Genomic DNA, 24,569 nt, shown 5'->3' on the forward strand with positions numbered 1-24,569 from the left:
CTATTTCTAATCTGCTCATATTCCCACCGCTCTTTTGCCATCTCCCTGATAAATTTGCTTAATCATCCCTTCAACTCCCGGTTCCTCTACAGTCAGATCCAAGATTTCGTATTTTTTCATTAATTCCGCAATAATCTCGGAAGGGGATAAATCATCTTTATTGAACCTCAGCCACTTTTGGGGGCCATTTTCTTTCATTAAGACGACGTGATTCATGGTTAAATTAAAATCATTCTCCTTGATTTTAACGACCAGAGTCCGGTACTTGCCTAACCTTTCCCGCATCGTATCCAGATTGCCATCGTAAACGATTTTTCCATTATCAATAACAATCGTTCGCGTACATAACCTCTCAATATCGCCTATATCATGGGTCGTTAGGATGACGGTTACTTTTTTTTCTCTATTAATAGTAGTAACAAATTCACGTATTTTCTCTTTAGCGATCAGATCAAGTCCGATGGTAGGTTCATCCAGAAAAAGAATAGGCGGATTATGTACCAATGAAGCTGAGAAATCAGCTCTCATTCTTTGCCCAAGACTCAGTTGTCTGACCGGCTGGTTTAAAAACTCGCCAATTCCTAATACATCATGAAATAATTCAAGGTTTCTTTGATAGGCTTGCTTGGGTACTTTATAGATATGCCTTAATAGATTAAGGGAATCAATAACGGGCAGTTCCCACCAAAGCTGGGTTCTTTGTCCGAAAACTACTCCGATGTTTTTGGCATGCTCTTTGCGTTTTTTATGGGGAATCAACCCGTTAACTGATATTTCACCTGACGTGGGTACTAAGATTCCGGTCAGCATTTTTATGGTTGTGGATTTGCCTGCTCCATTGGGTCCAATATAACCTACTATTTCCCCTTTGTGAATTCCAAACGAAATTTCATCCACCGCTTTTTTTATTTCAAATTGATTGCTAAATAAATAGGAAAATACGCCCTTTTGTTGTTTGGTAATTCGGAATTCTTTGCACAGTCGATTGACTTTGATAATATCCAATAAACTCTATCCTTTCATGGATTGTCGCGAGATATGCAGACGATTCTTATTAAATTGCCTAACTGCCGACACTTTGGTATTTTGATATTCCTGTATTGGTTATCCACAACGACAGGAGCAATATAAACAAGCCAACAACCGGAGTATAGAGATAAAAGCCGTTTTGCTCACTTGGTTTATCCAATATGTACAAGGCGGGATAATAGTTGATAAACGCCCACGGCAAGATATAAGTTAAAACGAATGAAATACCACCGCCAAAAATAGATACCGGATAGTTAATAAAATTGCGCAGCGTGAAAAACAATACATTGCCTAAATTCATGGATTTTTTCAGCCAAAAGCTTAACGATCCGAAAATAATCATCGCCCCGGCCTGGATCAAAATTCCCCCAATGATGCAAACCAGCAGTACGATAATTTTATAAGCAGTCCAATCTATCCCTAAGCTAAAAATACTTGCTCCCAAAAATATTCCCGAAACAATAATTTGACCAAAACCCGTCCAATCAAAACCGTAGAACAACATGCTGATAAGAGGATGTAAAGGACGAATCAAGAATTTATCGAAGTTCCCGTTATTTATATTTTCGCCCAGTTGGTAATAATGTTTCCAAAGTGCAGTAGTAGCTACCGCATAGGAAAACAAATTCAGCGCCATTAAAAAAACAAGTTCCTGGTAATTCCAGCCGGCGACTGATTGAAATCGATGCGTCAAAATCCAAATGGTTAGATACATCAATAAATAGGTATAAAAGTTGGCAAAGATGCCACTGATGAAATTCGCTTTATATTGACTATCCGCTTTAATAAAATAGCCAATGTGAAGACCATACAGTTTTAACAAGTACAGCATCGTCTAACCTCCCTGTATGATCAGCTTTTTTATGCCCGTCTTCCACAAATAGAATGTCCCGAAGCCGAGCAGCACAATCCAGGAACAGGCCGCCGTAAGGTTAAAAAGCAACTCGCCGGTAGATATTTTATTGACAGATAAGCTTTGAGGAAATTGATATAGAAGCTGAAATGGAAGAAAATAAGAGATTTCTCTTAATACGTCCGGAAAAAACCATAAGGGAATGACCCCTCCCCCCAGGATACGAACAGTATCCCGGAGTATTCTGACAAACCACCCCGCGTTTAAAAACGTAAAATGCAGCAAGCCAATCATATAATGCAGCAGCCAATAGATAATGATGTTTAAGACCAGCGCAACCATCAACAACAGGACATTGAGTAAACTTATTTTTAATCTAAAATTTAAAACAATCACGGCAAATATAATAACCGCTATGCCTTTCGCAGCAAAGCCGCTGAGTGTATCTCCCAGGGTTCGGGAAAACATGCCGGCCGCAAAATTGTAAGGTCGGAGCAGTTCCAGAGAAATAGAACCGTCCAAAACTTTCCCTCCTACTTCTCGAGCAACTGTATCCGTATACAGAAGACTTAAAATAATTCCCATGATTTGATAAGTAATCATATCATGAAGCGACAACTGGCTTATGCGATAATCCCCATACAGCGATCTCCACAAGTAAATTTGAACATACAAAGCAATAATGCTGCCCAAAATACTAATTAGGGTATCCAAACGGTAAGCAAGTGAATTTTTCAAGGCTATTTTCATGATTTCATAATAGGTTCTCATCTGTTCAACCTCAAATACTGCTTTTTAATAGGTAACTTTGTCCAAATGAATGTTATTTTCATTGATTACAGCTAACCAACGTTCTAAGCCAAATCCCACACAGCCTGTTACAATCTTGCCTCCATCATCAAAATTGAATGCTTTGCTAAAATGAGTATCATGAAAATTAAATGAGGCAATCGCTACTTGTTTTTCTTTAATTTGTAATGATAACTCGTGTTTTAGTGAGTTTGCTTTTTGCAGCTTAGCTTTAATTATATTTTTTTGCGATGGATAAAACTGATCATTAGCTTCAATAATATCAGCAGATAATCCTAATTTTTGGGTAAATTCTAGTGCCAATTGTTTTGTCTTTTCTAATTGCCTCAGCACATAATCACTAGCTCCAACAAATACAATTTCCCTGACAGTAAAATCCCACAGCCGAGTAATCCCATCAAAATTACCATGTTCATATCTATACACTCTAGCAAGGGTTGTAATTGCCGTATTTTCTTTAATATTGTCTCCTTCAAGCATTGGGTATATATGTAAGCAAGCAGCCGGGGTAAGATATTGTTCTTTCATAGCAATATACTCATCTTTCACTTCAGAATCTGTGGCAACGTTAGGATAAAACTCCGGTTTCACAAAACCTGCTACCGTAAGATGCTGAGGAAATGAAGAAAAATACCCGCATTTTTCCAAAACATTTCTATTTATTAATGCAGGGACATGATATTCTTGGCCTCCCTGAGCTAGTATCCAATTTTTAAAATAATCATCAATGAAATTTAAGGTTTTGGTTGAATCACTTGAAAAACATAGGTAACTGTTATCCAAGTAGTCCTGGTGAAAACAACACATTATATCTCCTCCACAGATGAATTATAAAATTCCTTTTCTTTTTATTTCAAAAAATTTCTCTTTTATCTTAAACATCCTATCGAATAAATCAAGTTCCCAGTATTTAGATACTCCATCTTTATCATAAAATTCATTAATAACCATTTGATTGATATTTAGATTAATTAAGAAATCGTCAGGCACAATATTTCCAAATAAAATATTTACTATTTTTAAAGAGTAATATATAGGTTTTTCAATTTTATTTTCAATACAAATATCATATAATTTGATCCATGATATATTTTCACTAATAATTAGTTCATGCAAATCACAAAATTTATATAAAGAAATTTCAGCTTTATCCCTCAGCCAATTTCCTTCCCAACAAAAGTTAACTGCTTCTCCATAATGATGAGCACACAAATGAATAATTTGATATTCAGCAGACAACATATATACTTTAGAATGATTGAGATCTATTAATCGACTTTCTTTTATTATTTTTTTGGTATCAAAAAAAAATTTATTTTTATTTTTTATACTCCCATTCCAAAATACACTAAAATTGATATCAACATGAACAGGAATGCCAGAGTTATCATTAATTTTTACATGAGGAAATATTTCATGGCTTGTGAGCCTACGATTTAATTTTTCATCTTTAGTAGCAGGTATTATTTTGCGCTTAACTTTATCATAAGTTCCTTGGATAAATCCGCTTTCTTCTAATATTTTTGTTACTATGGATATATCGTCCATATCAACGAGAAAGTCAATATCTCCAAATTGTCTAAGAGAAATATCTTTATAAACGAATGGCGCCAATATTCCTCCTTTTAACATAACTGCTTTTATTTCATGATTATAAAATTGTTTGTTGATAATATCTATTTCGGTATAATAAATTATGTTTTTTCTCTTTACATGATCGCAAATTGATTTCATGGCATTATATACATTTATTTCTATAGAATTAATTAAATTAAGCTGCCAAAAAGTTTTCAGTACCAGAGGCGTTACTCTATGATGACAACAATAATATAAAAAAGTTCCCCAATCAATTTCGTTATTGATAATTATCTCAGTTATTTTACTTTTATCTGACTCTGTAATGTTTAATCTTGAACTATATAATACGAGTTCCGCCTCTTTATTAGGTTCAAAAGGCATAGTTTTATACTCCTTTTTATATACTAATTTTATTTACAGCCAGTTGAATTCTATTTAATGCTTCTATTAAAATTACTCTGGAACATGCGAAATTTATTCTTTGAAAGCCAGTACCATTTTCACCAAAAGCTTTCCCATCGTTCAACTTTACCCTAGCTTTATTCGTAAAGAAATCGTTTAATTCGTTGCAATCTATATTAATTTTCCTGCAATCAAGCCATCCCAAATATGTACCTTCTTGATTAACAGCACGTATTTCCGGGATTTTTTCTGAAAAAAATTTAGACATAAAATCATAATTATTCTGTAAATAATCTAAAACTGCTTCCAACCATTGTTGGCCATAAGAATAGGCCACTTCTGCAGCGACAATTCCAAAAATATTAGGTTCGTGAACTCCTGTAAGCTTCAATTGTTTTTTGAATTTTTCTCGCAGAGCAGAATTGGGAGCAATTATATAAGATGCACCTAAACCAGATAAATTAAAGGTTTTACCAGCGGACATAAATGTAATAGAATTTTGCGCTAATTCAAAGGACAATGAAGCAATTGGAATATGTTTGTATCCTTTAAAAACAATATCCGAATGAATTTCATCTGAAATTATTAAAACATTATATAGCATACAAAGTTCTCCAAGTTTTAAAAGTTCATCTTTTGTCCAAACCTTTCCAATAGGATTATGAGGGCTGCAAAGAATGAATAATTTTACACCTTCAGAAAGTTTTTTCTCGAAATCGTCAAAATCTATAGCATAATTCTCTTGTAAAATCAATGGACTTGTTACTAATTCCCTGTTATTAAGAGTAATACTATAGCTGAATGAACCATAACAAGGTGTTAATATTAAAATTTTATCACCAGGATCCGTAAATGCCGGAATAATATTACGAATTGAAGCTGTAACCGTATAACTATATAATAACCATTCTTCATCTATATCCCATTCATGGCGTCTATTGATCCAACTTTTTATAATCTTCTTAAATGTATCTGGCACACCAACGTATCCATACAACCCGTGTTTAGCTCTTTCAATAATTGCATTTTCAACAGCCTTTGGGGAATAGAAGTCCATGTCTGCGATTGACATAGGCAGGATATCATGCTGCTGAAAATTAAAGTCCCACTTAAGTGACCATGTGTTTTTACGATTAATAATCTCATCAAAATTTCTCGACATAATTATCTCCCCCTTTACTCAACTTATAATGATGAATCAGCTGATATAATTGTTTTGGGATATGTTCTGTCACTTAACGATATTACGTAAGTCATAAAAAGCTTTTTCTTCTAGTATTGAAAGGTTATTGATTTCATCTGCAATGGAATCCAAAGTTTGCCTGCTTAATCTGTTTACTTTAAATCCTTTTAAAAAAATAATTTTTATATTATCCCATTTGTTTCGAATTTCATAAAAATCGTTAATGAAAGGAGACAACTGGTTGGCATCAAAATTCCTAACAAAGTACTGCAATACTTTTGCAAATTGTTTACGTGCTCTCCCAATATTCATTATTCTATCCAGCAAAGGAATATCTGCTAAATACAAATCACTTAATCCATTTCTTTCACTGTTTAAGTCCAAATCTACATTTTTCAAATGAAGAGCCAATTCTTTCATATTTTCAAAAACATTTTCAGTAAAAATATTTTGATTAGTATATTCAAGCGATCGCTTTATACTTTTTTTCCAATCAAAATTGTTTCTCGGACCACTTTTATCTCCTTTTTCAAGCAAATTTAACTTTTTACAGCCATATATAATATCATTGAATGTAGCAAAAACAAATTTATTATCCGTATTTTTCTCTTTGCAATAAACAATTTTTTTATCAAAATCTATACCTATGATTATGATGTTATCGCAATCCTCGGGATGTATTCGTTTGTCTGGATAACGCGACTCTTTTTTATACTTTTTCGACCAGGGGCACCAATATAAATTCGTACCTACTATGACTGGCTTGTTCTTTAATAATTCATTATGAATTATTTCAATAATTTCATTACTAAAATCTTGAGAGGTATCAATTTGTTGAAATTGAATAGAAAAGAATGAATTTAAAATATCTTTCATTTTATCATTTTTCCTACCTATCCTAAGACCAATCGGGATATCGCTATTTTCTGAATTAAACCAAAATGACCAAGTATATAAAAACAAAATTTTGTAATCCAATTTATACCAATTTACGATTGAACAATAAAGACTCTGACTACACGAATTTTCTGATTCTATTAAATCAAAATCTAATATCATTTTGTTATCAGCCCCAATTATTTTATACATTTGTGTTATAATATAAATAGCAAAGGTGAATAGCATAAAGCTATTTGTTGCTACTAGCCCATAAATCATCATTTCCGCCAAGAAGCCTATGATTTATGGATTTTTGTCGTATTTTTATTCTGAATTACTCTAAAGTCTCACTTTGGGGTGATAATCTTACAACCACTTTGCTATTTTATAACAATTGTAAAATTTAAAATTACATTCATATACGTCAAATTTTTGTATTGTTCTCTTCCGCTTCTTAAAAATTGTTGCTAAATTTAAAGAGGTCATATTCCATTTTTACAGGAATATGACCTCTTACCTTTTGCTAAGTCAGTCATTAAATACAAAATATTGTATCTATAATGTTATCAGACAAAATTTCAATGCAAATTGGCATTAATAGAAAAAACAGTTTACATTATGTATTATATCTGGAATTATCATCAATTTCAACCATTTTTTATCGACAATTTCTCATCTGTACTTACATATATTTTTACAAAATGACAAATTTATCTATATTCCAACTCAATTGATAACAGTCTATTTACTCAACCTGTAAAAAAATAACCCAGATGTAGAATGGTACTATATTTTTTGATATTTAAGTTATTACCAGTTACCAGTAATATAGTTCACTGCCGACTAATCTTGAAAAGGCAAAATGCTATGCGATTACGCACATAGCGAGGAATTGATAGTTTTGCGGAAAAAGAACAAGCGCCTGCGTTGGGCACTATATTGAACATATGTAAAAACTCCGCAAAGTGTCGATCTCCTGCTAAAAAACAAATTTGCGGATTATGGTGTTACCAGCCGGATTATTTGGCGGCCAATCACTCAGAATTAGTAGCGGCTAGATGAAAGTGGCGGTTACCATAAAGCCGAAAAATAGATTCAAATAGTTAGCGATCATCGCCCGAAACCCAGCCCGTACGCATTGTAGTGGGGATAAGCTGTCCACAGAATGCGCACAGGCAAAGTTTACGGCATAGTATTACCGATCACCCGGTATGGCTGAAACGCTCTACAAGGGTGAGGATGTCGGAACCTGAGCTAACTGCTTATCGTAATACGCACAATAGCTATGCAATAGTGACGGCATCTCAGGCATTCCGCTTGCAACGCAGCTTCGTTGTTGCCTACAGCCCAAAGCCTTTCAAGAGATATGATACAGTGCTCCAATATGCAATTGATGTTAATATAGTCACAAGATTTTTTGTGATTTTCCAGCGATTTGATGATCTTTACGAGCAGTTCGTCGCAATCATAAATATGAGCCATTTCATAAAGCAAGTCTTCGTTTTGGGTCAATATCGCCAATTTCGCATGGGCCTTACAGGCGTTTCTGCCCAGGTAAGTGACCGTAGAAACTGTTTGTTTCAATTTGGGGTCCCACTTGGATTCGCGTAAATAATAAGTTCCGTTGGCCCGTTTTTCAATGTACATAGTCACAACCTCCCGTGTGACTATGAGGGCTATTAAACACCAAATTCATTTTCCACCACCACCCGGACCATATGATCATCAATTAATTGTCGTTTGGTCATGGCTGCGTTTAAGAGGGTGGCGGAACAAAGGTTGTTAATCTTTCTGGCGATACCGCCTGTTGCCTCATGAATCAGGGCGACAGCCCCTTCGGTAAACAGTGATCAGAATATCCGGTGGATTTGTCAATAACCCTCGCCGTTCTTTTGGCGATGTATCCCCCGTTCTAACTGCAACCTTGATCGCCGGCAGTGGAACCGAAGCATGTTTTGCCGTCTCCTCAATCCCCTTGATCGGGATCTCCAGATTCCGGTAAATATCATTGTTTAAAGCCTTTAACGGCGATATGTACACCACTCGGAATCCCGGATTTTTTCCCTGAGTGATTTTCTTGGTTTGGTACATGATATCCAGGCATTTTAAAAATGCGGCTATGGTCTTCCCAGACCCTGTAGGAGCGCAAATCAACACATTTCGGCCCGCATTGACTTCCGGCCACCCCAGCTCCTGCGGCATACTGGGGCGGGCGAAGGTATGTAAAAACCACTCTTTGACTATTGGGTGAAAACTCTCCATACATGCATAGTCTGGCATAACCGGCCTCCAAAACATCCACTAGGAATCTATTGTAAAACCTCCAGTTGTATCCTCGTTAAATACTGCTTCATACAGTAAGGTCGGCGGTTCTTTCTTAATGACTCGACTTTTCAGCTCATATCCGGCGATAAAATCCTGCAACTCTTTTTCTTTATTAAAAGCTTCTTCCAATGTTTTTGCCGTTTTCTCAATCTCCAGCAGCAAGGGGTATTTGAGAATTGGGCATGACAGTAGTTTGAGTGATAAATCCTCATACTTACCGGTTAAATTAGTTCCCGCAAATGACATAAACTCTTCATATCCCAGTGATCTCAACACTTCATCCACATTGCCGGGAGTAACCAAAACGCCATTTCCTTTCAGAGTTTTTACTATTGAACTATCCTGAATTCCATCCGTTATTTCCTCATCTTGTTCAATCCGGATATTATACAATTTTCCTATATCAGGTTCTTTGTATCCCAAAAAATTTTTTTTGCTATTGTTCCAATTAATTTCCGAGACTCTAAGTAATTTGCCTGATTTAAATAAGTCTAGGCCATAGCTGCCTGTTTTCCATTCTATTTCATTATCTAAACTTTGTTTTAAAAAAGGCAAGGCAATCATGGCTTCATCGGGATTATCAAAGTAAACTCTGGTTTCTACTTCATAAATAACATTATTATTCATAGAAAAATCTTCAGCCCTTCGTTTAGAAATAAGTGCCAACTTATCACAGTCAATTTTTAAAGGCTGCATTCCGCAACCATGAAATGCAGCCTTCAGCTGGATTACTGGTCAGTTGCCCGCAACTCTAATTAGATTCTATTATATTTAGATATTTTGTCAATGGCCGCTTCCATATGTTGAGAAAATACGGGAGCAAGAACGGTGCAGAGATGGAGTGAAAAATAGCCATAAAATGTAAAACTGCAAGATGCAAAGACCCCGCAATACAGTTTCAAAGTATCGCAGAGTCTTTTTAGTTGCAAGTGTTGTATCCGGTGCCCCTGACCAAAGGATTAGCGCCGGGCTTGCTTGTTAGGCTTAATGGCCAGCGAAGGGGAAGTTAGGGAGGAATCCGGCAACCCCTTCACATCGGCGGTGCCGCCATACTTCTTTTTTAGATCTTTTATATCGCCATATTGTAAGGTCCGCATCAAACAAGCGTCCACACAAGCCGGATTTTCCCCTTTATCGATTAAATCGGCACATAAGTCGCATTTTCCTGCTTTACCTTCTTTGGCAATATATTGAGGGGCTTTATACGGGCAAGACCGGATACACGCCCCGCAGCCGATGCATTTTTTTCTGTTTTGCGTGACGATACCGTCCTGGGGGCGCTTGGCAAGAGCACCTACGGGGCAGCTTGGCACACACTTGGGTTTGGCGCAATGGTTACAGGAAATCGCCAGGGGATACGCCCAGGGATCCGGATATTTGCCGCCTTCGAAGTAATCGACTTTACGGAAAAGGACGCCCACTTCCAGGTTGTTTTTATCCTTGCAGGCAATCTGGCAGGTTTTGCAGCCGGTACAAACAGTCATGTCATAAAAGAAACCTTTTTGTGCCATATCTCTCACACCCTTCATAAAACAATTCGCTGCGGCCACTCCACATCAGGCAGGAGCTCTTGGTCATATTTCTCCACTTTCACGTTGCAGGAATTGGCGCCCATGTGGCCTTGGCCGGTGGGAATCCCGCCTTCAAGAATATTGACATTGCCGCTTTTATCCACGCTATTTTCCTCATCAAGCTCAATCCAGGCGCCCTGACCGAGGGTTACCACTCCGGGCATCATCCTTTCCGTTAGATACAAAGGCCGGACGACGACACCGTGGCGGCTGGCGATTTTAACGATATCCCCCTGTTTCAGGCCCAAACTCCTGGCATCGCTGGTATTCATGATAAATTCTTGCGGGAAAGCTTCCCGCAGCCAGGGGACATTGTCAAAGAGGGAATGCGTTCGGCGGGGATAATGAATAGTATATAACTGAAGCGGGTATTCCCCTTTTACTTTGTTATTCCAATCTTGAAAAGTGTCCTCGTATCCTTCTTCCGGTTTCTCATATTTGGCAATCGGCGCTTTAACCGTCCACCCGTAGCTGGTGATTTTATCGGCCAATTTTTGGGAGTGAATCTCAATTTTTTTACTTGGCGTCGCCCGCGGATACTTCTCAGGATTATTGCGGTAATCCTCCAATTCGGTGAAACCGAAATGATCGCCCGGTGCCCGTTGTACCTGATAAATCCCCTTTTCCCGGAATTCCCGGAATGCAATCCGTCCGGTTTGCGGTTTGCCGGTAACCCCCAATTCTTCGATATCTTCTTCCGTAATCGTAACAAGCTTTTCATAATCTTGGCCGTTATCGGCAATAACCATGGCGCCGGCAGCCTGGTTAAATACTTGTTGTTTCAATGGAACGGGGTCGATTTGTTTTGCATCAAGACCCAAACGTTTGCCGATTTCCACAGCGACCCAAATATCATCTTTGGCTTCAAAGACGGGATCCACCACCTGACTGAACCACAGAAGAATTTCGCGGTTGCTGCTAAAGGAAGTGCCGTAACCGATAAAACCGCCGTACTTTTCCCACTGCGTGGTTATAGGCAGCACAATATCCGAAAATTTTGCCTGCGTATTCAAATTGAAGGCCTGAGTTACCACGAATTCCAGTTTTTCCCGATGGGCTTCGATACCTTTGGCGGCGCCCATTTTTTGATTGAGGGTGGCCACTGCGTCATAATAGACGCAACGGATGTCAATATCTCGCCTGTCATTCTTGCCGGCGGTGTATTTTCCCGTTAACACGGCATCCCATAACTCATTCTGATTGATAGATGAAGTTAGAGGGTTTTTGATTGCCGGAACTCCTGGGTCGCCGGCTTTGACTAAACCAGGACCGGCATTGCCGGCGCGATTATGGCAGCTTAATCCCGTTCCGGCACCGGGAACGCCGATATTGCCGGTCATGCAGGCTAGGGTTATAAATGCTTGCGCCGTTTGCTCGGCCCGATGCGTCCGGGTGGAGGCGCCGCCGCAGATGACTGACGCCGGTTTTGTCGTAGCATACTCAATGGCCAGCCGCCTAATCTTTTCGGGAGCCACGCCGCAAATTTCGGCTGCCCATGCCGGTGTTTTGGGCTGGCCGTCCTCAATTCCTAATACATAGTCCTTAAAATTTTCTTTCGGATCCGCTCCTGCCGGCATATGGCCGGCGTCAAAGCCAACAGTACATTTGTTGAGAAATTCCCAGTCAATCAGAGGCCGTGCCGGTGAATCCTCAGTAATCATCACATACGCCATCCCCAGCAATAACGCCGCATCGGTAGCCGGCCGGATGGGAATCCATTCATCCGCCAGTACTCTGGCTGTGTCGGTGTAGAAAGGATCAATGAAAATAAATTTTGCGCCGGCCTTCCTGGCCTGCAAAAAATTGTACGCCGGGTTACCCCCCGAACTCCAGGCCGGATTTGCTCCCCACATAATGATCAATTTGGATTGTCTCAGACGCAGCCGGTCGTTGCCGGTGCTTGAGTACGCATCCCCATATGGTCCCATGACCGCCGGGCCTACGTCAACCCAAGTGCCCCAGGAGGTGGAACCCCAGGAGGTAGTATAACCGCCAAAAAGAGATAAGGTCCGTTCCATCCCTTGCCTGACCTGCCCCAGGATGGCCTGATTACCGTAGGCCGCCTTGATACGCTTCAATTCATCGGCCACAAGGTCTAATGCCTCGTCCCAGGAAATTCGCACCCACTCGTCCCTGCCGCGCAATTCCTTATTGCCGCCGCCAGGTTGCCAATGCTTCCGCTTCATGGGATATTTAAGGCGGTCAGCCCCCAGAACCTGCTGCCGCTGCGCCCGCCCGCGCCAACAAGCTCTTTGTTGCGGAAAATCAGGCGAATCCGGGTGCGTATCATCAGTTTTTTGCCGGACCACTACCCCGTCTATTACGTAAGCTTTGAGTACACACCGTCCGCCGCAATTGTGCCAGCAGGCGGCGTTAACCCACCGGCCTTCCTGATTGATTCCGTTTGCGAAAGCAGCTTCCGCCCGGAAAAGTCCGCAAACGGGAAATGTCATGACGGCAACGGTACCGGCAACGGCTGTTCCGGTCATTTCAAGAAAAGTTCGACGGCTAATGGGATAGTACTTCGCTTTTTCCAACAGATTCATACCATTATCACCTCCGTAATCATTAAGATTGGATCACCTCAACATTGATCAGTTCCCCGAGAGCTTCGAGATCAATCTGCAGATAACCGTCCAGAATGGCCGCCATTCCCTGGTAGAAACCTGTGCCGGCATGTTGACGGATATCCCGGGCTAAAGCCGGTACCCAGTTTAATAGGTGATTTTTTAAAAACAGCTTGCTGTCGCGGAGAATTTCCCGGATTTCCGGTGATTGGGCATTGGACTTCTCTCTGGCCAGACAGGCCAACTGGTACATAAAATCCAATTCAAGACCCAGATGATCATCCGCTTCCTGGCGATAGTTCCTGGGTAAAAAACCGTATTGGAAATAAGCGCACCGGACCGCAAAGGTTGATTCCTGAAAAAGCAAACGTTCCTCAGACAAATAAGCCGACTCCCAAAGCGGCGCCGGCAACTGGTAAGGGCCAATGAACAACTTGGTGTAATCCCAACGCAACCGGTCATAAATCTTCTCATTCAAAACATCATACTCCCGCAGGTAATCCGCAACCTGACAGACTCCCCGGCCAATCATTTCACTTTCCCGGGAAAAAGGGAAATCTTCCATCAGACCTGCTTTCACTATGGTCTTCAGGTAGATTGCAGAAGGTTCCTCCAAAAATATCCGGCGTAAGAAATCATAGGCAAAAATTCTAACGTCCAGGGCAGGGTGAATATGCTCCCACTGGGGTTGACTCTGAATCATTATCTCGCGTTTTCCTGCGCTAATTTTTCTTTTACTTCCTCTATGTTCAGCGGATTAAGAGGCTTGCAAATAATTTCGTTGACGCGAAGGTTTTTAAAACTTTGGGAAGAAGCTGCCTGTATTACTAGGGCGGTGTCTGCTCCCTTGCCCGTCCCGGCCACCGCTATCACCTGTTCGCCGCTTTTTAGCAAGCCTGCATCTACGGCCGAAAAAACTATTTCAAAACAGACTTTAAATCCCTGGGAAAAGGTACGCAGCAGATTGGCTAGGAGAGTAGGGGTATTGGATCCGTACAATTGATCAGTATGAAAAAGCATGGTGCCAAAGTGCACTTCATGTCCGGATTCCCGCAGAGTTTTAGTTAATTCCGGGGGAAAACGATTTTCTCTTTGCTTAAAATCAAACTGATGCGGCACTACAATCAATTTAACGTCTCTGCCGGCAAATAAATCCAAAGCTTTTCGGGCCGTGGCGCCGGTTGTGGAAGCCAGCACCACACTCTGAATTCCCGAATCTTTCAGTCTTTCTTGAACCAGGTTAAAAGTAATTTCAGTATTCTCCGGTGTAATCTCTTCGAAATAGACAATCTTTCTTTCCATAATTTTTGATTTTCTCTCCTTCCAAATAAAATAAAACAGGCTGTATTCCAAGTTAATGGAACACAGCCTCCAGCTTTTTGCCAGCCAGTTGTCCGTTAATTCAAACTCCATAATGCATTTAGAGGAAATAGCAGTATAATTTAGAACTTATTTCCGTATTAGCTTAGTCCAAATTATATTACACATCAAGATTGTTGTCAATATTTAAGAAAAAAACTTGTATATTCAAGAAAAAGTATAATCCTGGCGGATCTTTTGTCAACTCTTTTTAGTGATTAAATAACCCAGTCCGGAATATTATCTTGTTTAAATTCCTGAGGAGCTTGACCTTTAAACAGCAATTCCGGGTGATTGCTTTAGTACTTTGGTTGACGTCAGGTTAGGGTATACTTAAAATTGACAGTATGCTATTACTATGGATTTAATTCTCCTCAGCAAAGAATGCGGGGGCAATTCATTAATCAGTAATAATCTATACATAACACTATCAAATTTCGGGCGTTTAGGCTTACAACCCCGAAATCGCAAATTATAACCGGCTGAAGTTCTACGTGTTTGGCAAGCCATTTATTATTAGTCATAAACCCTTCTCCTCAGTTAAATTGATTGCCCCTGTATATTTTTTAGAAAATTGAGGATTATTTGTTTATAGTTATCCTCGCGGTATTCCGCCGAAAAAATGATTTTTATCATGTCGTCGGCACTCACGAATTTAACCGCATCAACCTCGCCAGCCTGCATTACCACATCCTCCAGGGAAACATCTATAGAGGTTGCCCAAATATCGATAAAGTTACTTTTTCTTTTGAGTCTGGCTATCATAGAAAGCTTTTTATGAGAAAGGGCAATTCCCAATTCTTCTTCGACTTCACGAACAGCTCCTGTTGCGCTATCCTCGCCGGCTAGTACGGCTCCACCGGTCATATCCCACATGCCGGGCAGCACGCGCTTGCTCAGTGAACGCTTCTGAATTAAAAATTCCCCTTTGGCATTGATAAGGTAAACGTGTACTACCAAATGATATTCTCCCTCGCGAAACGGCTGACCCCGCTCAATTGTTCTGCCTGTTTTATTGCCGTTCGCGTCTAAAATGTCCCAAAGCTCCATGTTACACCTCTGTTCAAACCTATACTTCTCTCGATAAAGTATTTACACTTCGCCAACATAGCTATGAGTATTATTTAATAATAAGATCTTCCCATTGATGCTATATTTTTCAAACACTGCCGTCAAACTATCAATAAACGTTCTAAAGTTTTTGTCTTTTTTGTTCAGAGCGTATGATGCAGACAACGTATTGCCAATATAACTTTCCAGCGATAATATGCTATTGTTTTCAAAAATCCTGTAATCATATTGTCCCTTCCGGAAAAAGGCATTACATTTTTCGGCGTTTTCGCTAATACCCTTATAATCAGGACAAAGCTTGCTGCATAACTCGTTATGTTCTTTAATAAAATTATTACTGCTGTCCCGTGTATTCCATACTAAAATAACCTTGCCGTTTGGCTTTACTATCCGCTGAAACTCTTTTTTAGTCTTGTCAGCATCAAACCAGTGAAATGCCTGGGCGGCAGTAATGAAATCAACGCTTTGATCGGGTAATGCCGTATCCTCGGCACTGCCGTTAACAGCCAAAACACTGTCATAGCCTTGGCAGTAATCTATACAGGCAGCCCGCATATTTGCATTTGGCTCAACCGCATAGATGGTTTTTACCTTGTCGGCAAGCTGCTTGGTAAAAATGCCTGTCCCAGCACCAACATCAGCGACAACTGCGCCTGAAGATACACCAACGTCCTTCACAAGATAATCAATAAATTCCCGGGCATAAGCCGGACGATACTTGACATAGTTATCTACCCGGCCGGAAAAACGCATTTTACTGTCCATCCTGGTTGCCCCCTTATATTTTCTGAACAATGCCGGCTGTAATCGGCTATGCAAAATCCGCATCCACCGGCGCTCCGTTCGTTCTGGTTTGACGGTATCTCTCGATAATATGCGCATCGGCTTCAAAAGCCATTTCCGGCAGCGGACCGGCCAGCGGAAACCATTCCACCGCTGCCACGTCATCGCCCGGTCTAAGTTCTCCGTCTATGGCCCTGGCTAACAAGACGACTACCAATGTATGTAAATTTACGGCCAAATAGTTGGACATAACGCTGAGGATTGATTGAATTTTTACCGTAAGCCCGGTTTCTTCCCGTACCTCGCGTCTGGCAGCCGTAAGAAAGTCTTCATCGAATTCAATAAACCCGCAGGGCAGGCACCACATTCCCGCCTGAAAAGCGCCCTCCGCCCGTTTGCCCAACAATACCTGATCCTCTTTTACAATTAATACGGATACTGCCGGGGCAGGATTTTTATAATGTATAAAGCCGCATTTCAGGCATGCGCTCCGCCGGCGTCCTCCCTCCTCTGTTTCAGCGCATTCCGCGCCGCAGGAAGGGCAATATTTAAAGTCACTTGTTTCATTTGATTCAAGTTTATAAGAGACAAAAACCTGTTTATTTCTCAATGTATTTTCATTCTCCTTACGTGGCTTTTCTCTCAACAATGAAAAATATATGGTTGGAACAGAAGAAAAGCCAATTGAAAAGAGATCATTTTCTTTTGTAAAAAGAAGATGATCTCCAGCAACCAACCGGTCAATCCAGATAGTATTAATTATTTTTTATTGTAATACACTATTTGGCAATTGTCAAGTTAGTGAAATCGCCAGTGAAATCACCAAACAATGTACTTCTTCACAAATATTTTCTATATGAAACGCATTAAAGAAAAGAATTGAAATTAGCGAGAAATTACAAACACTTTGAATATGTCAAAAGGACTGTCTCATTGCCTAAGACAGCCCTTTTGACATATTCAACAATTAGAAGCGGTAATTGGTGATGAACTGATAGCCGTCTTTATAGTCGTCGAATGCAGCCCCCGACTGATTTTTATCATAGGGCTTGAGTTTGTAGTATCTGGCTTCAAAGTCGGTATTTTTGGCTATGGTAACATTGACGCCGAGGCCAAAGCCTTTTGCACCGTCCCCGGCTGTATAAACGTTGGTGTCCCAGTTATAAGTGCCATTACTGCCGGCAATATTTAGGTTATGGCCGAAATTCGCAGAGTCAATCGCCCAGTTGCCCAAGCGGAGATAGTCAAGGTACAGGAAATAACTGCCCGGCTTTTGGAGGTTTTGAGTCTTCCACTGCAATCTTGTAAAGAACCCGTTCTTTTCCGCATTGGAAGGAAGATTGGCGGCATTGTTTCTCACACCTTCAGCGATAATGGTGAACTGACCGGTTCTAAAGGTTGTGCCGTAAGCCAACTGTTTGAACTTGTAACCGGTTTGTTCAGGCTGGAGGGCATTCAGGTAGCCGAGAGTTACATTGGCATTTTTATCAAATTGGTATTTTAGGCTGGCCAAAGTCACATTGACGCTGGTAAAAGCTGAACCAGTATTGCCAAGAGAATTTTTCCAGTTGCTGGTTAAATCGGCGTAACCGGCAGATAAACCGAATTTGCCAAATTTCTGGCTGATGTAGAAACCGTCAATTGCGCCAGTCCCCCACAGCAGTTGGTTTTGACCAAGGGAGGCGGCAGAGGAGAACGGGATAAAGCGACCTACCTGTACGGTGGTATCGCCTCTATTCCATTCAAATTCAGCCCGATCAACCGATACCGGATCGGTACCGGAAGTTTTTATGCCTGCGTTAACAGCGCGATTATTGCTTCGGTTTGAGGCCTCCAGCCGGCCCAAAAAATTCAGATTATCGGCCACGTTTGCGGTCAGGTTCACACGGATCCGCTCCTCAAAACGGGTCGGAGCAGATTTGCTGGTATTATTAGCTGCTAGCCCCCAGTTATTTTGATAACGAATACGGGCGTCACCGGTGAATTTGATGGAAGAAGCATTCTTCTCCAGGTTGGCGACGCGAACTCCCAAATTGTTCAGTTCGGTAGCAAATTCTGCTTGAAGTTTATCCAAAGCAGCCTTGGTTTCAGCGTCGGCTTTTTCCGAGTTAGCCAAAGCTTTAGCGACGATAGTAGCAATTTCGTAACGGGTAAGGGCTCTGTCGCCTTTGTAGGTGCCATCGCCATAGCCGCTGACTAAGCCGGCTTTAACCAGTTTGTTAACAGCGTCATAGGCCCAGTGCTGGGCGGGAACGTCCACGAAAGGATTGGCGGGAGCAGCCAGCGTGGTGCCGACAACGCTCAGACTCAACGCGGCTGCAAGAGCTAAAACAAAATTCTTTTTCTTTTTCATTTTTTATTCCCCCTTAAAAATATGTAAGATTTCAGATACCAGTTAAGCAGTTTAAGAGGGTAATGCCTATTGAGCGTCCAGGTTTTCCTCAATAAATATATACCCTTTTTTTGCTCAACCTATCTTACCGCCGACCAAGGAGCCGCAATAACAGCATCCTCCCCCCCTTTCTTATTCAGCCTTGGTTTTTTTGGCGAAAGACCGCATAGTTTAGGCTAAGTAGAAATGAAAAACTATCATGAATCTATGTCACATTTTGTAAATTAATCTAAAGATAAAAATAACTCCCCTTGCCAAAACCTTGCATGAGGAGGTTAAACGGTGCTATACTTATAGCAAGGTAGACCTCTTCTCTGAGGTTTGCTGGGCAGGAAGTCGCTCAACTCTTGGTCGGGGCGGGCGGCTTCCTTTTATTCCGGCGAAAGTATTCCAGATAATTCCAGGTATATAATAAAAAAATACCTCCGTCATGCCAAACCTTGCATGCGGAGGTTAAACGATGCTATACACATAGCAAAGTAGACCTCTTCATGAGGTTTGCTGGGCAGGAAATCGCTCAACTCTTGGTCGGGGCGGCGGCTTCCTTTTATTCCGGGTTGAAATTTCTTTGATAAAAATAAGAGGCCGTATTCCAAGTTGATGGAACACAGCCTCCAGCTTTTAGCCAGCCAGTTGTCCTTTGTTAAACAATTTGTTAATTAAGGTCAAAAAGATTATATCACACATTTAGATTATTGTCAATATATAGAATAACTTATTCTGTATATTTTGTGCAACATTTTGTTTTAGCATCCTGATGATTCAGGCAGTTTATAACGCAGCGGATGAAGATATGGATTCGGCTATACTGGAATCTGCCGGCTTGGCCTTCTTTTCCTGGGATTGCTCATTCTGCAGCAACTCCCAAACCTTATGCCGTATCCAGCCGAACTCGGCTGACGAACGGATGCCGTCGCGGGGCCTGGGCAGATTAATGGTGACTATTTCCTTAATGGTGCCGGGATGGGCGGTCATGACCGCGACCCGGTCGGCCAAAAACACGGCTTCGTCTATTCCGTGGGTAACGAAAACAATGGTCTTCTTAGTCTTTTCCCAAATACGGAGCAACTCTTCCTGCAAGGTCTCTCTGGTCTGGGCGTCCACGGCCGCAAACGGTTCATCCATCAGCAGGACTTCCGGATCATAGGCCAAGGCCCGGGCAATGGCCACCCGTTGTTTCATACCGCCCGACAACTCGTGGGGATAACGGTCTTCAAAGTTTTTCAACCCCACCAGTTCAATGTACCGCTGACTAATTTCCTTTCTCTCTTTGGAAGGAACTTTTTTGATTTCAAGACCAAACTCCACGTTTTTTCGTACTGTACGCCACGGAAACAAAGCGTAGCCTTGCAATACAATTCCTCTGTCCAGAGCCGGACCGGTGATTTTTTTGCCATCCATAAATATTTCGCCGGAACTAGGGCGCGCCAAACCGGCAATCATATCCAGAAAAGTGGATTTGCCGCAACCGCTTGGTCCGACGATTGCCAGAAATTCACCTGGCTTTACGGTGAGGTCTAATTGCTTGATAGCCTCAAATTCAGTGGGTTTGTCATCACCATTACGTTTGATCTGAAACACCCTGCGAATATTACGGGCAACAATTTTGGCGTCTGTTATCGCCAAAGGCCCTGTTTGACTGACCGACATCTACCTCAACTCCCTTCTTTGCTAATAGGACGAAACATATGATGATTTTGGCCAAAACTATGCCCGTATCTGCAGATCTCCTTCGTCAATGTAGGAAAATGCATCTTTCTTATACCAGTTGTCAAAATAGGGCAGCTGACTGTTGGCGCCTAAGCTACGGTTAAAAGAGGGGTTTTTGAGTATCCTGGCCACCCGTCTGGCAAATTCATAAATACCGGCGTAGCCCAGGAACAACTGGCTCTGATGAAATAAAGGCGCACAAGGAATCCCCTGCTTGGCCGCCCAGACATTGCCGCCCACATGACCGACAAATAGGTCGGGCTTTAATTTGGCAATAAGGTTTGCCTGTTCAAAAGGCTGTCCGGTGGCAACATTAAACGTTGCTTGCTCGATGGCTGCCTGCTCATCCAGCATTTCGTCACCAAACTGGTCGTAATGGTACGCCCTGAGTCCTACCACTTCAAACCCCAGATAAGTCAGCAGCTCGGCATTGGCGATAACGCGGATCTCCCCGCCGCCGATCAAGGCGCGTTTCCCTTTGAATATTTCCCGGAAGGGGGCCAGCCCTTCTTCCAGAAGTTTTACTTCCTGGTCAATGAATTGCTGCGCTTGCTTCTCAATGTCAAAAAATTTGGCTATATCCAACAGCCAGCGATTGGTGTATTTTACTCCAATCGGGATGGTGCGAAGAATAAACGGAATGTTGAATAAAGTTTTCAGATGTTCGGAAAAGTAATCGTCATGAGTAGCGCAAATACTTACGTTAAGGGCAGACTCCGTAGCTTTTTGGAAGTCCTCGGGATGAGCATAGCAAGGCAGTATATTCAAATTCAAATCCAGCGCTTTCAGCAAGCGGACCAGTTCGTATTCGTCAATTCGGCTCATGGACGAAACATTCAACACATTGATCGTACGGCTGGCCCGGTATTTTTCCTGTAAAATTTCAAACTCATCTCTTGTATCCTGCACTTGGGCCGGCTCGGTTGTAATCAAACTGCGCAATATGCCGTGGTATACGGCGTCATAGGCGGTTGCCGCGATTTTGGTTTTGAACCCTTCGCAGTGCACCGGTACAATTTTGGCCTCTACTTCTTTTTGCGCCTGCTCCACCACGCTGTCCACATCATCGCCGATAATAGCCGGTACACAACTGTTGACAATGACGATGGCGCTGGGACGGAATTCCTTATCGGCATAAAGAATAGCTTCCCGCAAATTGTTTTCCCCGCCGTTGATAACTTCATTTTCACCCAAATTGGTGTTGACCCACAAGAGGCCGCGGGAAGTGCTGTCCCTGAGTTGTTTGAAGTTTTTATTGACCCCGGCCTGGGCCAGACTGCCGCCGGCGCAGCCAATGGGTCCATGGACGATAACCACGATATCACGGATGGTATTTATAATGGCCAAACTTAAGTTTAACTGACATATCTGGGTCTGGGCAAATTTTCTGTCGATGCCGTTCAGGCAGCCCTTTCTTCCTTTATCCACCAGGCTGCAGCAGGAGCCGCCATAAGCGCTGCAGGCTTTCAACCTGTCTTCCCGCACCGGCGGCGCTTTTTCTCTAATGTAATCCATTTAATATTTCCCCCCTTGTTTTTATCTGCTCCCTACTAAAAGTCCCAGGGCATCTTCTACCAATCGCAGGGCGCCGCTGTACCCTGCATACGCCCGGTCAAGCACAATCCGGTTGGAAATGGGATAGGACACGCTCAAATGAGGAGCGCCAATGGCTTCGGCGAAGTCCCGGTCCAGACTGCTGCCGAAAACAAAGGCCGGACTGAATGAATTGTAATAGCGGGCGTTATTATTGCGCGGCCATACGGAATTCAAATGTTTATGGACATTGGTTGTGTCGGTGTCAAACACCACCTTGGGCCGGATGCCGGAAGCAAAGTCGTTGAACCGGCTGACCACCAGCCGCTGCTCTTCCTCGCTAAGAACATCGGTAATGACCACCAATTCCGGCAGCCATCCCAGATCATCGGCCAGAAATTTTGCCAATGGCTGGGCATAATTGGCGTCGGCTACCACTACGCAATAGCGCTGTAAATCCAAATCATTGTAGACATCGCCCAGTCGTTCCACATAACCGTAATAGCGGGCTTTTTCGTCGGCAACCACCTTATCGACAAATTTTCGTTCAATCCCGAGGGCTGCTCCCACTTGGTGCAAAAATTGTTCCGTGCCGGCAGGGCCGATGGGCAGCGGTACGACGATATACGGCACGCCGTGAGTTTCCTCGAAAATTTTGGCCGGCTCAATCCCATACACATCCGACACCACGATATTCAAACCGGCTGCCGCCGATTTTTTCAGATTCTCAATGGTTTCTCCTTCGCCAAAGAAGGTGTTGACTTTATATCCCAATTTATTAATTAATGCTTTCAGTACGTTTAAATTTCCCTTCCAAAATACATCCTGGATGGGAACAAGACCGAATAAATTGACCGTTTGTTTGTCTTTTACCGGGTTCTTCTCGACAAACTCGGCGAACAATTTGTTTAAAACAATATCATACCCTTTAAAGGAATTGCCCTTAAAGCCGCCTGTCTCGGCGGCAAATACCGGTTTGCCCTGCTGCCGGAACCGGTTGGCTACAGAAATGGAGTCGTCGCCGATTATATCCACCATGCAGCCGGTAACTACAAAATACAAGTCACCGTCAACCACATCCAGCGTATTGGCTATTTGCTCCTCCAACCGGTCTTCGCCGCCAAATACGATGTCCTTTTCATGGACATTGGTGCTTGGCAGCGCTTGTCCGGCGCAATAGCCGCTGCCCAGATAACCTGTCGCACCATTGAGGGCATTGGCAAAGTTGCCGCCGCAGCCGGCCGACGCATGGAGAATGGATATTGCCCTGGGCAAGGCTTTCAGGGTCGCAACCGCACCTCCCATGGTGCAGAGATAACGTGGTCTTTCAACAAATCTGCTCATTCATTTGCCTCCATGTAATTCCATGTAATTCCATGTAATATCAAATCTTTAGTTCAATCTTTCAGGATCGATCGGATATCTGCCATACTCTCTTGCCGCCCGGAAGATGGCATGAATGTTCTCAACCGGGGCGCCCAAAGGCATTCCGCAGCCAAGCGCCAGTATATAACCTTTCGGATTGTCATGCGCCTTGCGCAAACATTCCTTGGCGTCGCGGATCACGTCGTCCGGTGTTCCCAGATACATGGTCGCTGTCGGCTTGACATTCCCCAATATCGCCACCCGGCCACCGACTTCCTGTTTAGCGGCCGCCAAGTCGACGGTATCATCCAGACTAAGGATGCCGGCCCCGGTATCGGCCATATCCTGCCAGATTTTTTTGGTGTTGCCGCAGATGTGCAGCGACGGGGCTTTGCCGGTTAATTCCGTAACGATCCTGGTCAAGTCGCGTAAATAAGGAAAAGCAAATTCGCGAAATTGTTTCGGGCTGATCAACGTGGCCGAAGCAGTAGGATCAGCTATATTTATTGTAGCGCCCAGTTTCGCTGCTTCTTTCACATAGACGACAGTACTATCCAAGGCAAACTTGAGCAACCGGTGGACAAACTTAGGATTGTGATAAAGGTCCCGCAGAAAGGCTTCTGTTCCCCGGATATTAGCGGCTGCGGTAAACGGTCCGCCAACGTTGCTAACCACCGGGACGCTTTCTCCCAAACGCTCACCCAAAATCTGAAGAGCGTTTAAGTGTACCGGCAGGCGCCCCCGGGTCCAGGGGTCGGGAATTTCAAGCCGGTCTAAATCGGTATATTGTCTTACTGCATGCTCGGTGATGTATGGCGAATTCTCCGCTTTTGGATATACAACCTTACTCCCGGCAGCCTCGGCAATTCCATGGAGTCCCGGGCCGGTGCCCACCGATTCGGCACCGAACACCCGGTGGGCTTCAATTTGAGTCCGGGCTGTGTATTCAGCCGAGAAATAGCTTTCCCAATGATTAATTCCCGCCAGTTTCCCTGCTTGATGGCTGGCATTGATACTGCATGGCACCCTGTCATACGGCTTGCCGGTCAATACTGCTTCCAACCGCTCTCTCGGCGTCATTTCATCATGAAATTTTGCCGCACCCACTTTTTTGCTCCTCCTTTACAATAGCGCGTACAGCGGACCGGTTTCCGGCAAA

At 42.6% G+C, this 24,569-nt stretch carries 22 protein-coding genes; all 22 read right to left on the reverse strand.

What is annotated here, in order from left to right; all coding sequences use genetic code 11:
• Positions 1-15 precede the first annotated feature (15 nt).
• Entirely contained in the window at positions 16-1,005 is a 990-nt protein-coding gene (locus MAMMFC1_RS01025) for an ABC transporter ATP-binding protein (RefSeq protein ID WP_126305704.1), read from the reverse strand.
• A gap of 58 nt (positions 1,006-1,063) precedes the next feature.
• Positions 1,064-1,861 carry an ABC transporter permease gene (locus MAMMFC1_RS01030; RefSeq protein ID WP_126305705.1) on the reverse strand — a complete coding sequence of 266 codons (798 nt, stop codon included), beginning with the start codon at positions 1,859-1,861 and terminating at the stop codon, positions 1,064-1,066.
• Between the two features lie 3 nt (positions 1,862-1,864).
• Positions 1,865-2,653, reverse strand: a complete 789-nt coding sequence (locus MAMMFC1_RS01035; RefSeq protein WP_126305706.1) for an ABC transporter permease — start codon at positions 2,651-2,653, stop codon at positions 1,865-1,867.
• A gap of 24 nt (positions 2,654-2,677) precedes the next feature.
• Entirely contained in the window at positions 2,678-3,499 is an 822-nt protein-coding gene (locus MAMMFC1_RS01040; RefSeq protein WP_126305707.1) for an aminoacyl--tRNA ligase-related protein, read from the reverse strand.
• A gap of 21 nt (positions 3,500-3,520) precedes the next feature.
• Positions 3,521-4,651, reverse strand: a complete 1,131-nt coding sequence (locus tag MAMMFC1_RS01045) for a nucleotidyltransferase domain-containing protein (RefSeq protein WP_126305708.1) — start codon at positions 4,649-4,651, stop codon at positions 3,521-3,523.
• 16 nt (positions 4,652-4,667) lie between these two features.
• Positions 4,668-5,834, reverse strand: a complete 1,167-nt coding sequence (locus MAMMFC1_RS01050) for a MalY/PatB family protein (protein ID WP_126305709.1) — start codon at positions 5,832-5,834, stop codon at positions 4,668-4,670.
• A gap of 69 nt (positions 5,835-5,903) precedes the next feature.
• Positions 5,904-7,025, reverse strand: a complete 1,122-nt coding sequence (locus MAMMFC1_RS01055; protein WP_145987592.1) for a hypothetical protein — start codon at positions 7,023-7,025, stop codon at positions 5,904-5,906.
• Positions 7,026-7,988: 963 nt separating this feature from the next.
• The gene (locus MAMMFC1_RS01060) at positions 7,989-8,381 is read right to left on the reverse strand and encodes a hypothetical protein (RefSeq protein WP_126305711.1); all 393 of its coding nucleotides are present in this window, start codon (positions 8,379-8,381) and stop codon (positions 7,989-7,991) included.
• A 165-nt stretch (positions 8,382-8,546) separates the two neighbouring features.
• Complete coding sequence (locus tag MAMMFC1_RS01065; RefSeq protein WP_158618595.1) at positions 8,547-9,014, reverse strand: DEAD/DEAH box helicase; 468 nt, start codon at positions 9,012-9,014, stop codon at positions 8,547-8,549.
• A gap of 21 nt (positions 9,015-9,035) precedes the next feature.
• On the reverse strand, positions 9,036-9,755 hold the full coding sequence (locus MAMMFC1_RS01070) for a hypothetical protein (RefSeq protein WP_145987593.1): 720 nt from the start codon (positions 9,753-9,755) through the stop codon (positions 9,036-9,038).
• 263 nt (positions 9,756-10,018) lie between these two features.
• Positions 10,019-10,570 (reverse strand): DMSO/selenate family reductase complex B subunit, encoded by a 552-nt coding sequence (locus MAMMFC1_RS01075; protein ID WP_126305714.1) that lies wholly within the window; start codon positions 10,568-10,570, stop codon positions 10,019-10,021.
• Between the two features lie 14 nt (positions 10,571-10,584).
• Complete coding sequence (locus MAMMFC1_RS01080; protein ID WP_126305715.1) at positions 10,585-13,176, reverse strand: molybdopterin-dependent oxidoreductase; 2,592 nt, start codon at positions 13,174-13,176, stop codon at positions 10,585-10,587.
• A gap of 22 nt (positions 13,177-13,198) precedes the next feature.
• Positions 13,199-13,900, reverse strand: a complete 702-nt coding sequence (locus MAMMFC1_RS01085; protein WP_126305716.1) for a TorD/DmsD family molecular chaperone — start codon at positions 13,898-13,900, stop codon at positions 13,199-13,201.
• Positions 13,900-14,499 (reverse strand): pyruvate kinase alpha/beta domain-containing protein, encoded by a 600-nt coding sequence (locus tag MAMMFC1_RS01090; RefSeq protein ID WP_126305717.1) that lies wholly within the window; start codon positions 14,497-14,499, stop codon positions 13,900-13,902. Before MAMMFC1_RS01090 ends, MAMMFC1_RS01085 begins: the two co-directional genes overlap by 1 nt.
• A gap of 597 nt (positions 14,500-15,096) precedes the next feature.
• A complete protein-coding gene (locus tag MAMMFC1_RS01095) occupies positions 15,097-15,606 on the reverse strand; it encodes an NUDIX hydrolase (RefSeq protein WP_126305718.1) in 510 nt (169 codons plus the stop codon).
• A gap of 42 nt (positions 15,607-15,648) precedes the next feature.
• Positions 15,649-16,392 carry a class I SAM-dependent methyltransferase gene (locus MAMMFC1_RS01100; RefSeq protein WP_158618596.1) on the reverse strand — a complete coding sequence of 248 codons (744 nt, stop codon included), beginning with the start codon at positions 16,390-16,392 and terminating at the stop codon, positions 15,649-15,651.
• Positions 16,393-16,438: 46 nt separating this feature from the next.
• A complete protein-coding gene (locus MAMMFC1_RS01105) occupies positions 16,439-17,020 on the reverse strand; it encodes an NUDIX hydrolase (protein ID WP_126305720.1) in 582 nt (193 codons plus the stop codon).
• A 357-nt stretch (positions 17,021-17,377) separates the two neighbouring features.
• Complete coding sequence (locus tag MAMMFC1_RS01110) at positions 17,378-18,763, reverse strand: S-layer homology domain-containing protein (protein WP_126305721.1); 1,386 nt, start codon at positions 18,761-18,763, stop codon at positions 17,378-17,380.
• An 810-nt stretch (positions 18,764-19,573) separates the two neighbouring features.
• Entirely contained in the window at positions 19,574-20,452 is an 879-nt protein-coding gene (locus MAMMFC1_RS01115; protein ID WP_126305722.1) for an ABC transporter ATP-binding protein, read from the reverse strand.
• A gap of 57 nt (positions 20,453-20,509) precedes the next feature.
• Positions 20,510-22,027 (reverse strand): nitrogenase component 1, encoded by a 1,518-nt coding sequence (locus MAMMFC1_RS01120; RefSeq protein ID WP_126305723.1) that lies wholly within the window; start codon positions 22,025-22,027, stop codon positions 20,510-20,512.
• 21 nt (positions 22,028-22,048) lie between these two features.
• Positions 22,049-23,389: a nitrogenase component 1 gene (locus MAMMFC1_RS01125; protein ID WP_126305724.1), complete on the reverse strand. Its 1,341-nt coding sequence runs from the start codon at positions 23,387-23,389 to the stop codon at positions 22,049-22,051.
• Between the two features lie 48 nt (positions 23,390-23,437).
• Positions 23,438-24,517, reverse strand: a complete 1,080-nt coding sequence (locus MAMMFC1_RS01130) for a uroporphyrinogen decarboxylase family protein (protein WP_232035602.1) — start codon at positions 24,515-24,517, stop codon at positions 23,438-23,440.
• Positions 24,518-24,569: the final 52 nt, after the last annotated feature.

Origin of the sequence: Methylomusa anaerophila, from assembly GCF_003966895.1 — a bacterium.
GTDB lineage: Bacteria > Bacillota > Negativicutes > Sporomusales > Sporomusaceae > Methylomusa > Methylomusa anaerophila.